General features: G+C 41.9%; 11 protein-coding genes. 6 read left to right on the top strand and 5 right to left on the bottom strand.

The window, feature by feature from the left end; translation table 11 throughout:
* Positions 1-5: 5 nt before the first annotated feature.
* Positions 6-1,190, bottom strand: coding sequence for an AIR synthase related protein (locus WKF66_RS07000; protein ID WP_489673710.1), 1,185 nt, complete (start codon positions 1,188-1,190; stop codon positions 6-8).
* 121 nt (positions 1,191-1,311) lie between these two features.
* Positions 1,312-3,495, bottom strand: coding sequence for a glutamine synthetase III family protein (locus WKF66_RS06995; RefSeq protein WP_489673709.1), 2,184 nt, complete (start codon positions 3,493-3,495; stop codon positions 1,312-1,314).
* A gap of 279 nt (positions 3,496-3,774) precedes the next feature.
* Between WKF66_RS06995 and WKF66_RS06990 the strand changes: the two genes are divergently transcribed.
* From WKF66_RS06990 to WKF66_RS06975, 4 genes are read left to right on the top strand one after another with little or no spacing between them, the layout of a single operon-like run.
* Positions 3,775-6,012 carry a GH92 family glycosyl hydrolase gene (locus tag WKF66_RS06990; protein ID WP_489673708.1) on the top strand — a complete coding sequence of 746 codons (2,238 nt, stop codon included), beginning with the start codon at positions 3,775-3,777 and terminating at the stop codon, positions 6,010-6,012.
* Positions 6,013-6,029: 17 nt separating this feature from the next.
* Entirely contained in the window at positions 6,030-6,932 is a 903-nt protein-coding gene (locus WKF66_RS06985) for an energy transducer TonB (protein ID WP_489673707.1), read from the top strand.
* Positions 6,933-6,969: 37 nt separating this feature from the next.
* Positions 6,970-7,185 carry a hypothetical protein gene (locus WKF66_RS06980; protein WP_489673706.1) on the top strand — a complete coding sequence of 72 codons (216 nt, stop codon included), beginning with the start codon at positions 6,970-6,972 and terminating at the stop codon, positions 7,183-7,185.
* Positions 7,186-7,208: 23 nt separating this feature from the next.
* A complete protein-coding gene (locus tag WKF66_RS06975) occupies positions 7,209-7,967 on the top strand; it encodes a family 43 glycosylhydrolase (RefSeq protein WP_489673705.1) in 759 nt (252 codons plus the stop codon).
* On the opposite strand, the gene purL is transcribed toward WKF66_RS06975, so the two are convergent.
* Positions 7,921-11,604 carry a phosphoribosylformylglycinamidine synthase gene (gene purL, locus WKF66_RS06970; RefSeq protein WP_489673704.1) on the bottom strand — a complete coding sequence of 1,228 codons (3,684 nt, stop codon included), beginning with the start codon at positions 11,602-11,604 and terminating at the stop codon, positions 7,921-7,923. The genes WKF66_RS06975 and purL overlap by 47 nt on opposite strands.
* Before the next feature lie 101 nt (positions 11,605-11,705).
* On the opposite strand from purL, the gene WKF66_RS06965 reads away from it, so the two are divergent.
* Together WKF66_RS06965 and WKF66_RS06960 are read left to right on the top strand one after the other, a co-directional pair.
* On the top strand, positions 11,706-12,419 hold the full coding sequence (locus WKF66_RS06965) for a tRNA1(Val) (adenine(37)-N6)-methyltransferase (RefSeq protein WP_489673703.1): 714 nt from the start codon (positions 11,706-11,708) through the stop codon (positions 12,417-12,419).
* Between the two features lie 249 nt (positions 12,420-12,668).
* Positions 12,669-13,160 carry a metallophosphoesterase family protein gene (locus tag WKF66_RS06960; RefSeq protein WP_489673702.1) on the top strand — a complete coding sequence of 164 codons (492 nt, stop codon included), beginning with the start codon at positions 12,669-12,671 and terminating at the stop codon, positions 13,158-13,160.
* A 16-nt stretch (positions 13,161-13,176) separates the two neighbouring features.
* Here WKF66_RS06960 and WKF66_RS06955 read toward each other — a convergent pair whose 3' ends face one another.
* Both WKF66_RS06955 and WKF66_RS06950 read right to left on the bottom strand, forming a co-directional pair.
* Positions 13,177-13,392: a hypothetical protein gene (locus WKF66_RS06955; RefSeq protein WP_489673701.1), complete on the bottom strand. Its 216-nt coding sequence runs from the start codon at positions 13,390-13,392 to the stop codon at positions 13,177-13,179.
* Between the two features lie 20 nt (positions 13,393-13,412).
* Positions 13,413-13,835, bottom strand: a complete 423-nt coding sequence (locus WKF66_RS06950) for a DUF6266 family protein (protein WP_489673700.1) — start codon at positions 13,833-13,835, stop codon at positions 13,413-13,415.
* Between the last annotated feature and the right edge of the window lie 36 nt (positions 13,836-13,871).

Genomic DNA, 13,871 nt, shown 5'->3' with positions numbered 1-13,871 from the left:
GTATCCTAATTATATACGAACTCACCGTTTTCTGTAATAATGGTAACTTGCTTTTTGCCAGAAGATTCGACTCTGCCGATAATTTTTGCATCAATATTAAAGCTCTTCGAGATCTCAATGATTGAATCCGCGATTTCCGCAGGAACATATAGCTCCATTCTGTGGCCCATATTGAAAACTCTATACATCTCTTTCCAGTCTGTACCGGATTGTTCTTGAATCAGCTTAAAAAGAGGAGGGATTGGAAACAAATTATCTTTTATGATGTGGACATTATCATTTACAAAGTGAAGCACTTTTGTCTGGGCACCACCACTGCAATGAACAATACCATGGATCTGAGAACGAAAGCCTTCTAATATTTTTTTTATTACAGGAGCATAAGTGCGGGTCGGGGACAATACAAGCTTCCCAGCAGTCACTGTCGTTCCTTCTGGATCTATTTCAACAAGATCTGTCAGTTTCTTACCTCCCGAAAATACTAGGTCATATGGAACGGCAGGATCAAAACTTTCAGGGAATGCTGCTGCAACTGATTTATCGAAGACGTCATGTCTAGCAGAGGTTAATCCATTAGAACCCATGCCACCATTGTATTCGCTTTCATAACTAGCCTGTCCGCTTGAGGATAGGCCTACAATAACGTCTCCCGCCTGAATTTTGTCATTGCTAATGATTTTATCGCGTTCAAGGCGACAAGTAACAGTAGAGTCTACAATTATCGTTCTTACCAAGTCACCTACGTCGGCTGTTTCACCACCGGTAGAATAAATGGAGATGCCTTGGGAACGCAGTTCGGCTAGTATCTCTTCCGTACCGTTAATTATGGCAGCGATAACTTCGCCTGGAATCAGGTTCTTATTTCTGCCAATCGTGGACGATAGAAGGATGTTATCAGTAGCACCAACACAGATTAAATCATCTATGTTCATGATGATTGCGTCTTGTGCAATACCTCTCCAAACAGAGATGTCGCCAGTTTCTTTCCAGTACACGTAAGCCAATGAGGATTTTGTGCCGGCACCGTCAGCATGCATAATGTTACAGAATGCATCATCCCCACCTAAAATATCAGGAATGATCTTACAGAATGCCTGAGGAAAAATACCTTTGTCAATGTTCTTAATTGCCTGGTGTACATCCTCTTTTGATGCAGAAACGCCGCGTTGATTATACCTGTTATCACTCATGTGTTGCAAAGATAGGGAAACACCTGAATTCTACAATTCGGAGGGTCTATTTGGTGCAAAAAATAACCCCTGCTGTGAAAGCAGGGGTTATCAAAAAGCTTGTTTTATTTAGATGGTGAGTTTATTTTAAGAATAACAACTCTCTAAATTTAGGTAAAGGCCAAACGCTATCGTCAACGATTTGCTCTAATTTATCTGTATGGTAACGGATGGTGTCAAAGTAAGATTTCACCTGCTCATCATAACTGATTGCTTTCTCACGAGTATCTTCAATGTTGTTGGTCACTTTGCGTGCCTCTAACATGGTATCAATGCTGGTTTTAACAACGCCTAAATGCTCGGAAATTTTGTTGATGATTGATAAAGGAGTTGCTAACGCTTCTTCGCTAAGCCCAAGATCTTTTAATCCTTTTGCATTTTGTATCAAGGTATTTTGGTAAGCGATCGCAGCAGGTATGATCATGCTATGCGTTACTTCACCCATTACTCTCGCCTCAATTTGTAGCTTTTTATAATAGTTCTCTAACAAGATCTCATGACGGGCGTGAAGTTCACGTTTGCTGAAGATGTTCGTTTTAGTGAACAGCTCAGTAGATTTATTACTTACATAAGCATCTAACGCAACTGGAGTGGTTTTAATATTAGACAATCCGCGTTTTTCCGCTTCGTCTGCCCACTCCTGGCTATATCCATTTCCTTCGAAACGAATGTCTTTAGATTCTTTAATGTATTTTTTGATCACCGTTAAAAGAGCGACATCTTTCTTCTCACCTTTCTTGATCAATTTATCAACGTCAACTTTAAACTTAACCAATTGATCAGCAACGATTGCGTTTAAAACTGTCATTGGTGCTGATGAGTTGGCAGAAGAACCTACCGCTCTTAACTCAAATTTGTTACCAGTAAAGGCAAATGGAGAAGTACGATTACGATCTGTATTGTCCAACAAGATTTGTGGAATCTTAGGAATACCTAACCACAATGCATTGTCTTCTTTAACTTTCTTGCTGATACGTGAGTGCTCAATCTCATCTAATACCTCGTTCAATTGCTGACCAAGGAAGATAGAGATGATCGCTGGTGGAGCTTCGTTGGCACCTAAACGGTGATCGTTGCTTACTGAAGCAATTGACGCTCTTAATAAATCTGCATGCTCATGAACGGCCTTGACTGTGTTCACAAAGAATGCTAAGAACATCAGGTTGTTTTTAGGCGTTTTACCTGGAGCCAAAAGGTTTTTTCCTGTATCAGTAATTAGTGACCAGTTGTTGTGTTTACCTGATCCATTAATTCCAGCATATGGTTTCTCGTGCAATAACACTTTGAATTTATGTCTTAATGCAACTTTCTCCATCAAATCCATTAACAATTGGTTATGATCGATCGCTAAGTTGATTTCTTCGTAAATAGGAGCACACTCAAATTGCATCGGAGCAACTTCATTATGTCTCGTTTTTAAAGGTATACCTAATTTTAAGGCCTCATTTTCAAAGTCAACCATGTAGCTGAATACACGCTCAGGGATAGATCCAAAATAATGATCTTCCAATTGCTGTCCTTTAGCAGACATGTGTCCGAATAAAGTACGGCCAGTCATTACTAAATCTGGACGAGCATTATATAACGCAAGATCTACTAAGAAATACTCTTGCTCGATACCTAAAGAGGCATTTACTTTGGTAATGCTTTTATCGAAAAACTGACAAACATCAACAGCAGCTTTATCCATAGCATTTAATGCTTTTAATAAAGGAGCTTTATAATCTAATGCTTCGCCAGTGTAAGAAACGAAAACTGTCGGAATGCAAAGTGTTTTACCAGCTGCGCTTTCCATAATGAATGCTGGTGATGAAGGATCCCAGGCCGTGTAACCACGAGCTTCAAAAGTATTACGGATACCTCCGTTCGGAAAACTAGAAGCATCTGGCTCTTGCTGAACTAAAGCGCTACCCGCAAATACTTCGATCGGACCATCACTGCTAGGTTCAAAAAAGGAATCATGTTTCTCAGCAGTAGTACCTGTTAATGGTTGGAACCAGTGCGTGTAGTGCGTTGCGCCTTTTCCCATTGCCCAGCTTTTGATCGCAGTTGCAATATGGTTAGCGTCTTCCTGGTTGATCAATTCACCGTTATCAATGGCTGAAACAAGTTTATTGTAAACCTCCTTTGATAAGAAATCTTTCATTTTTTTCTTATCAAAAACATTAGCGCCAAAAAAATCAGAGATTTTCGTCGATGGCGACTTAACCTCTGGAGAAATCCTTGATTGCGCTTCTTTTAATGCAATTGTCCTTAAGCTTTTCATTTATTTGTTTGAATATTTATTGAAAATAAAGTTTTTGTTCAGTTTTTCTACGGAATTGTTGTAAAAATACGAATGTGAATATATATTCAAAGTGTTTTTTATTATTTGTTAGTAATTATCTAAGATTTAAACATTATTTCTACAAACAATAATGCAGTCAGTACGTTTCTGCCCCTGGTTCAGACAGTTGTAACTATCCGTCTGATAATATATCTTGTATATACAAGTACTTTTATTTATGTTTGGTTTGTGTGTTTTTATCACCTAACGAAATACCACTTGAAAAAATCACTGACAACTCTTTTTGCGGCATTAGCTCTAATGGGTAGTGTTTTTGGACAAAGCGCTAAGCCCAAATCAACTCCATCAAACCTTTCTTTTGTTGATCCGTCCATAGGCGGAGTGGGCCTTATTCTTGAACCGACCCGTCCAACTGTTCAGCTTCCCAACCATATGATCCGGGTATTTCCGGTTAGAAGAGATGCATTGGATGATCAGATCAGTTTCTTTCCCTTGACTGTTGCATCTCACAGAATCGTATCTCTTTTTCAATTCATGCCGGTCAGCGGTACAGTTAATAATGAGATATGGGATAAAAAAGAGGTCTATAACCATGAATCCCTTAGCCCATACTACTATAAATCTGAATTAGGAGCCGAAAGTACTATCATTGAGTTCGTGCCTTCTAAGAAATCAGGATATTTTAAAGTCAGATTCCAAAATCACCAGCCTCATTACCTGAGAATGGGAATATTTAATGAGGATGGCAGCATATTGTTTTCGGGAGATAGATTCATTAGCGGAACAGAAATATTCAGGGGTATGAAGGCTTACTTTTATGCAGAGACGAGTACTGATATTCAGGAGGCGATTTATCGTACACCAGACAATAAAAAGCAGTTGCTACTTAAAACCGGTGGTAAGGAATTGAGCTTCAAATACGGGATTTCATACATCAGCATTGAACAAGCGAAATTAAATCTGCAGAAAGAAATACCTGCCTGGGACTTTCAAAAGCTGAAAGCGAATGCGCATGGAGCGTGGGACAAAGTCTTGTCTCAGATCAATGTGGAAGGAGGAACAACAGCACAGAAACGCGTTTTCTATACGTCGCTTTACAGAAGTTACGAGCGTATGGTGGACATCAATGAATATGGAAGATATTATAGTGCTTATGATCACCAAATCCACGAAAGCAATAAGCCGTTTTTTGTAGACAATTGGATTTGGGATACTTACATTGCCCTTGAGCCTTTGCACATGATACTCAATCCAGCAAAGGAAGCGGACAAGATTAGCTCTTACATTACCATGTACAAGCAGGGTGGTTCTATTCCCGCATTTGCCACGATCTTTGGAGACTGGCCCGCTATGACTGGCAACCATGCTGCATCCTGGTTTGCAGATGCTTACTATAAAGGTATTCGCAATTTCGATCTGAACACTGCTTACGAAGGTCTAAAAAAGAACTCCCTACAGGCAACCCTACTTCCATGGAACAACGGACCACTAACCGTTCTGGATTCTTTTTACAATGCGAAAGGTTACATGCCCGCTCTTCCGTATGGAGAAGCCGAGACTGTCCCTCAGGTAGAGAACGTTTGGGAAAAGCGCCAGTCGGTATCTGTCACGCTTGAAAACAGTTTCAGTGATTGGAATATCGCTCAGTTAGCGGCAGTATTAGGTAAAAGAGAGGATGAAAATCTCTTCCTAAAAAGGTCGAAAAACTATGAAAACGTCTATAGAAAAGATAAAGGGTTCATGTGGGCGAAAGATAAAAATGGCAATTGGATAGATAATATGGATCCAAAAGCAGCTGGTCGCGAATTCTTCACAGAAAATAATGCTTATACCTATAACTGGGTGGTGAAGCACGATTTCAAAGGTCTGTTTAACCTGATGGGTGGAAGGGAAAAACCGGAGGAAAAGCTAGATCAATTGTTCAGAGAAGACCTTGGTAATTCCAAGTTCGCTTTTTGGAAGACACAGCCTGACGCTTCTGGGTTAGTCGGACAATTTGTAATGGGCAATGAGCCTAGTTTCCATATCCCTTACTTATACAACTATACTGGTGCCCCATGGAAAACGCAAAAGAGGATTAGGATGTTGTTGGATACCTGGTACACGGACAACTTGTTCGGTATTCCTGGTGATGAAGACGGAGGAGGGATGACTGCATTTGTCGTATTTTCCATGATGGGCTTTTTTCCTATCACACCTGGAATCCCTGTATATAATATTGGGAGTCCGGTGTTTACGCAAGCCACGATCAATCTACCCTCTGGTAAAAAGTTTACCATCAAAGCCTTAAACAATTCAAAAGAGAACGTCTACATTCAAAGTGCAACGCTAAACGGCAAGCCCCTGTTAAAGCCATGGTTTACACATAACGATCTGTTGAATGGGGGTATGATAAAATTGATTATGGGCGACCGGCCTAATAAAACTTGGGGAGTTAATGTTGCTAGTGCTGCGCCACCGTCAGCGATTGACTTCAACGTTGGAAGTATGAAGTAATATTTCTTAAAAATGTTATGGAAAGCATAGTATGGATTCATCCTATCAGTGAACCAATACTTAAAATCATGCTAAACACCTCATCAAATTTGTACAAGGCGGAGTGGCTTAACCTCGTCTTCAAAAGTCGAAACCAATCGTATGGTGCATATGCACTTCGCTCAGAATCTGCACGAACAACTATGCTTGCATTGTTTATAGGCTCTGCTATTTTTATTCTTGCTTTCACAGGTCCCAAGATCTATTCCTTATTCAACAAAGAAGAGGTTGTTGTCAATACAATCAGCGATGACAAAATTGTAGATATCGTATTGCCGGCCAAAGTTGAGCAGCCTAAGATCAATGAAAAGCTTGAACTTCCCAAGGCAGATCCGATCAAGGAAAAGATTAAAACGGTAAAGCCGATGTCAAGACCAACACCAGTCGCAGATGCGCCTCCCTTTTCTCCGCCTACAATTGAGGAGATGGACCATGCCGCCGTAAGCACTGTTACTCAGTCAGGCGTTGAGACGGATCTGGGTACTGCACCTTTAGAAGGTGCTGGAAATGGTACAGGAGTAGGGACAAATGCTTCAGAAGGAACAGGTACCGGTGAGGAGATTTATGATGTGATAGGTATTGAAGCTTTGCCAGAGTTCGAAGGAGGCATGAAAGCCTGGTATAAATTTATTCAACGAAACCTAAGGTATCCCGCTGCCGCAATTGATCAGGAAAAGCAGGGCAAGGTTTTTATTTCCTTTGTGATCGAACGTGATGGTTCTATTAGTGATGTGAAGGTGATGAAAGGGGTTGGCTACGGAATGGATGAAGAAGCATCAAGGGTAATTAAAAAGTCTCCCAAATGGACACCGGGCAGACAGAACGGTAAATCAGTTCGTGTCAGGTTCAATATGCCTATCACTTTTGCTATTGGATTGTAGGAATAGGTAAATCGAGACAAATCCCTATCTTTAATAGATGACATTCAGATCCTTATACCTCAGCCTTTTTTTCTTAATTAGCACTTCATCGTTGATCGCTCAAAACAAAGTCATCGTTCCAGGCGGAGTCTGGCCAGATAACAAGGGAAATCATGTTCAGGCGCATGGTGGTGGGATCATCAGGATGAAAGATACTTTTTTTTGGTATGGTGAGGAGCGGAGGCAGGGGCTGGATAAGGTTTCCGGTATGTAAGCTGTTATTCTTCCAAAGACTTAATGAACTGGAAGTTTAGAGGCCACGTGGTGAAGATGGCTGATCCCGAGCAATTAGGTGAGGGATGGGTGCTGGAGCGGCCAAAGGTCTTTTTTAATAAGAAGACCAAAAAGTACGTGATGTATTTTCACCTGGATGATAAAAAATATAAATTGGCAAGGGTAGGCATCGCTGTGAGTGATAAAGCGGATGGGCAGTTTACGTATGTGAAAAGTTTCCGCCCATTGGGCGAGCAGAGTCGGGATATCGGTCAGTTTATCGATGATAATGGTACACCTTATTTGATCTTCGAAGATCGGCCAAACGGTTTTCATATCGCAAGCTTATCGGAAGACTATATGAATGTGGAAAAGGAAATGACGTTGGTAAAAGCATTCATGGAAGGTGGTGCGATTGTTAATTATGGCGGCATGTACTACTCAATAGGCTCGCATTTAACAGGTTGGGATCCAAATCCTAATGAATACTCTACTGCGCCGACACTTAGTGGGCCCTGGGCTCCGTTTAAAAACATCGCACCTATAGAAGCCAAAACTTACGGGTCACAGTCTACCATGCTGCTTAAAATAGTGGGGACAAAAAAGACGACCGTTATATTCATGGGCGATCAATGGAAGCCGGCTTCCCAATGGGATTCACGATACCTTTGGATGCCCCTTGAAATCGGTGACGGTAAGTTATTGCTTCCAGAGCCGAAGCCCTGGACAATAAATGTTAAGACTGGAGAGTGGAAGTATGTTGACGCTCCACCCAAACCCTAGCATTCACGAAAGCCTCCATCCATGGAGAAACCTGATCTTTACGTCCTTTTGGATAATTAGCCCAATTCCATTGGAATAAAGAACGCTCAATGTGAGGCATCATTACCAGGTGACGACCACTTTCATCACACATCATCGCCGTGTTGTAATCCGAACCATTAGGGCTGGCAGGGTAGCTTTCATACGCATATTTGGCGACAATGCGGTACTGTTCTTCTGAGTAAGGCAGTTGGAAACGACCTTCGCCATGGGAAACCCAGACACCTAATGTGCTACCTGCTAAGGAAGAAAGCATTACTGAGTTGTTTTCTGCTACGGTTAAAGAACTGAAAACGCTCTCATGCTTATGACTTTCATTGTGCAGCATCTTAGGTTTCTCAGTATGGTCTTTATTAATAAGCCCCAGTTCCACAAAGAGCTGACAGCCGTTACAAACCCCTACTGAAAGCGTATCCGGACGGGCAAAGAAGTTTTCTAAAGCAACTTTTGCCTTTTCGTTGTAAAGGAAGGCACCTGCCCAACCTTTTGCAGAGCCCAATACATCTGAATTGGAAAATCCGCCTACAGCACCTATAAATTGAATATCTTCCAGCGTTTCTCTACCGGAGATCAAATCGGTCATGTGTACGTCCTTCACATCAAAACCAGCCAGGTACATCGCATTTGCCAATTCCCTTTCTGAGTTACTTCCCTTTTCACGAATGATAGCTGCTTTAGGACGAGGTTTAGTCGCGTCAATAACAGGTTTTAGTCCGTCAAAATGGCTTGGAAAGTTATATATTAAAGGCTGATTTTTGTAATTATCATAGCGCTCTTTAGCTTTCAAAGGACCGCTCTGTTTTCTGTCAAGTAAGTATGAGGTCTTATACCAAACGTCACGTAGGTGATTGATATCAAGGCTCAAAGTATCTGCGGCGCCATTCTTAATGGTCAAGGTTGCGTTTGATGTTACTTCACCAATTTTATAAGCCTTGATTAAATGGTCTGATAAAACAGATTCTACTTCTGTCGAAGCTTGAAATACAATCCCTACGTTCTCTGAAAATAACAGTTTGATATTATCCTCTTCATCTAATGAAGTAAGGTCAAGGTCTGCGCCAAGGTCTAGATCAGCAAAGCACAATTCAAGTAAGGTAGTAATCAAACCGCCTGAGCCTATGTCATGACCTGCCTGGATCTTTTCGTCTTTTATTAATTGTTGAATGGTGTTAAAAGTGGTTATTAATTGATCAACATCTTTAACATCAGGGGTTTTTGTACCAATCTTGTTTAGGATCTGTCCGAAAGAAGAGCCACCAAGCTTATAATTATCGTTAGATAGGTTGATGTAGTAAATTGAACCACCATCTTTTTGCAATACTGGCTCAACAACTTTAGTAATATCGTCACAATTACCAGCTGCCGAAATAATCACCGTTCCGGGAGCGATAACCTGATCATCCTTGTATTTTTGCTTCATGGAGAGCGAATCCTTCCCGGTAGGAATGTTAATTCCAAGACCGATAGCGAAATCTGAACAGGCTTTAACAGCGTCGTACAACCTTGCATCTTCTCCTTCGTTTTTACATGCCCACATCCAGTTGGCTGATAAAGAAACGCTTTTTAAGCCATCCTTAAGCGGTGCCCATACAAGGTTAGAAAGTGATTCTGCTATTGCAATGCGACTTCCTGCTGCGGCATCAATCAACGCAGATATTGGCGCATGACCGATAGAAGTAGCGATGCCTTCTTTACCCTGAAAATCCAAAGCCATTACTCCACAATTATTTAAAGGTAGTTGCAATGGGCCAGCGCATTGCTGTTTCGCAACGCGACCACCAACGCAGCGGTCAACTTTATTGGTTAACCAGTCCTTTGAAGCAACAGCTTCAAGCTGTAGAACTTGCTCCAGGTAGGTTTGAAAAAGATCAGCTTCATAAGTGATCTCCTGATATTTTCTCTCAATAGCTTTATCTTCCATTACCACTTTCGGTGAACTCCCGAACATGTCTTTTAGCTCCAGATCCATCGGTTTAGCACCTGTAGATTCAGATTTGAACGTAAAGCGATGGTCGCCGGTCACGGTACCAACAGTGTACATTGGCGAACGTTCACGGTCTGCTATCTTTTGAAGTGTTTCTATATCTTTCTGCCCAATCACTAAGCCCATTCGCTCTTGTGATTCATTACCGATGATCTCTTTTGAGGATAGGGTAGGATCTCCGACCGGTAACCTATCAAGGTCAATTAAGCCACCTGTTTCTTCTACCAGTTCTGAAAGGCAGTTTAAATGGCCACCTGCACCATGGTCGTGAATGGAAATAATGCTATTTTGTTCGCTTTCAACCATACCACGAACTGCATTGGCAGCACGTTTCTGCATTTCAGGGTTAGATCTTTGAACGGCATTTAATTCGATGCCGCTACCTAATTGGCCAGTATCAGCTGACGACACCGCCGCACCACCCATACCTATTCTGTAGTTTTCGCCACCAAGGATAACGATTTTGTCACCCTCAGCAGGTTTCTTTTTAATGGCCTGACTTGCTTTGCCGTAACCTACGCCGCCAGCAAGCATGATCACCTTATCAAATCCAAGCTTACGGGAATGTTCTTCATGTTCAAAGGTTAATACCGAGCCGGTAATTAGCGGCTGACCGAATTTGTTACCAAAATCTGTTGCTCCGTTGGAAGCTTTGATCAGGATATCCATCGGTGTCTGATACAACCATTGTCTTTCCTCCACCGCTTTTTCCCATGGGCGATCATCTTCCAGACGAGACAATGCCGTCATGTAAACAGCCGTTCCTGCAAGGGGCAAAGAACCCTGTCCACCTGCCAATCTATCTCTGATCTCACCACCCGCACCTGTTGCAGCGCCATTGAAAGGTTCTACAGTGGTAGGGAAATTATGAGTTTCTGCTTTAATTGAAATAACAGATTCGAAGTCGCTGACGGTATAATAGTCAGGAATATCTGCACGTTTTGGTGCGAATTGTTGAACAGTTGGCCCTTTAACGAAAGCCACATTGTCTTTATAGGCCGAGACGATGTCATTAGGATGCGTCTCAGATGTTTTCCTGATTAACTTGAAAAGTGAGCTAGGTTGCTCCACGCCATCTATAACGAACTTCCCGTTAAAGATCTTATGGCGACAATGTTCAGAATTAACTTGCGAGAAGCCAAAGACTTCTGAATCTGTCAGCGGTCTTTCTAACCTTTTAGCAAGTGTTTCCAGGTATTCAACTTCTTCTGCACTTAAGGAAAGACCTTCTTGTTTATTGTAGGCCGCGATATCTGTGATGGGTAATATAGGTTCGGGCTTTATGTTAATCGTATATATATCTTGATTCAGTTCTTCATACTTCTGAGACAACATAGGATCGAAGTCGGAATGACCTTCCTCCGCTACTGTAAACTCTTCAATTCTGATGATGCCTTTAATGTCCATGTTTTGAGTGATCTCGACTGCATTGGTACTCCATGGAGTGATCATGGCTGCACGTGGACCTACGTAAACGCTATTTAAGGTTGTTTCTTGTTGAAGTTTTGCGCCGCCAAAGAGCCATTCTAGTTTTGTGATGTCTGTTGGGGAAATGTTTTCTGCTGTCTGTAATGCGAAAACCGTCTTTGTTGGGCTTGAGAAGAAATAAATCATGTTTATTTTTTGAAGATGCAAATTTAGCTTTAAAAATTTAAAAGGGGGAGGATCGATGCTAATATCTCCTGCTTTTTTAACTTTGGGCAACTACTAAAAGTATGGGCAACCTTTTTAAGTTTAAAGAATTTCAGGTTGACCAGCAAGGTTGCGCTATGAGGATCAATACGGACGGCGTTATTCTAGGCGCTATAAGTGAGTTTCCTTCTTCTGCTTCGCTATTTAGGGCCTTGGATATAGGAACCGGGACTGGGGTCATTGCGATGATGCTTGCACAGCGGTTTAAGACTGCGATTATAGATGCGGTTGAGATAGACAACTCCGCTGCAAAGGCAGCCGGAGTAAACTTTTTAAACTCTACTTTTGCTGATCGCGTAGCTGTAGTTTCTGGTGATATTGCATCTTATCAGTCTTCTGTTTCATATGATTTAATCGTCTCAAATCCCCCGTTCTTTACCAATGATTTAAAGAGTTTAGAGTCAAGGAAAAGCCTTGCACGTCATGCTGCGGATAGTTTTTTTGAAGTGTTGGTTTCTAAATCTTCGAAACTGCTTTCTGTCAACGGCTTGCTCTGGTTGATATTGCCAGTGAAGCAAGCAGATGTAGTAATAGGTTTAGCCGTTGCCCATGGACTTCATCTGAATCGGGTAGTTTATATTCATTCGGATGTAAACAAGCCTTTGATTAGAAAAGTAATTTGTTTAGGTAAACAGGTAGAAGATTTGAAAGAAGAAACGTTATATATTTACGAATCGGAAGGAGTGCACACGCAGGCGTACAGATATTTGTTACGGGAGTTCTTTTTGGCGTTTTGAGTAGGTTGGCATGTTGTTAGGCTGTTGTCGCTGTTCGGCTTAACCGGTCTTCCTGAATTCGTCATGCCGGCGCAGGCCGGTATCAGGACCTCGGCATGGCGATGCCACCCAGTCCGCGGTCCCGGTCTTCACCGGGATGACGCACGTTTAACAACAAAAACACACCACACCACCAACACCAAAAACACACCACACCACCAACACCAATAACAACACCCTAACCCTAAACCCTACACCAACAAAAAACTAATGGTTAAAATAGGCCTAATTTCCGATACTCACAGCTACCTCGATGACGCCGTATTCAAGCACTTCGCTGACTGTGATGAAGTCTGGCATGCCGGTGATTTCGGACCCGGTGTTGCCGAGCCACTAAAGGCTTTCAAGCCCTTGCGTGGGGTATACGGAAATATCGACGACCAGGTCATCAGACAAGAGTTTCCTGAGCATCTTCGTTTTACCATCGAGGGGCTCGATGTTTGGATAACCCATATCGGCGGCTATCCTGGAAGATACAGCTTAGAAGTCAAAAAGGAAATCCTTTCCAATCCTCCTAAGCTGTTTATTACCGGGCACTCTCACATTTTAAAAGTAATGTTCGATAAAAAAATAGATTGCCTGCACATTAATCCTGGTGCAGCCGGAAACTCAGGCTGGCATCGCGTTAAAACACTTGTCAAATTCTCTATTTCTGAGGGCAAAATCCAAGATTTTCAAGTAATAGAGATCGGTAATCGCTAAAACCGGAAGCCAGGTCCTAAGTCGGTCCTTCAATCTGATATGGTGGTATCAGGCCAAGGTAAGTCGTACCGGAAGCTTTCTTCCGGTTAAAAGACACTACAGCAATGTACGCATGCAATGGTTTACCTATCATTTGCTCACTCATAGAGAACCGGTGTTCCTTTTTTGAGCGATTGACGTTTCCGATAAAACCATCCGTCGACTTAAGTTGCTCGCTATAAACTGCGAGCATCACCTGATCATTGAAATGTGTTAATGGGCCCGAATTGTCGTCCCATAAGATATTATTGTTTGACTATCAATGTATGATAGGACTACGTTGGTCAGTCCCGCTAAGGAGCCGGAGCTGATCTGCATTTCCGAATAATCAATGTCCAGGTCGGGCATCGTTCCTGTAAAGACAGTGTTATAGACACTTGAGAGTGCCGCTGCCATAGTAGTCTTTCTGACTGCAAGCGCTTGAAATCCAGTGGCAATGTATGGATGAAAAGGAACGAGCCATTCGTTTACATAAGCAAATTTTTGATTATTTGCCTTTTGAGCGACACTTCGTATTGGGTTTTTAACATATTTCTGTGCCTTTTTTAGATAAGGAATTCCCATCCAGCTGGAGCCTATTAGTGCGCCCAACTTTCCTGTTAAAGGCCCGAATATGCCTTGTTTGATCTTTGCCATCGCAAATCTGTGTTTAAAATTGAATATTCTAGTTAA

The sequence above is a fragment of the Pedobacter sp. genome (genome assembly GCF_037719805.1).
Lineage (GTDB): Bacteria > Bacteroidota > Bacteroidia > Sphingobacteriales > Sphingobacteriaceae > Pedobacter.
Note: the sequence above shows the minus strand (reverse complement) of the source record. Positions and strands in the feature narration are given on the sequence as shown.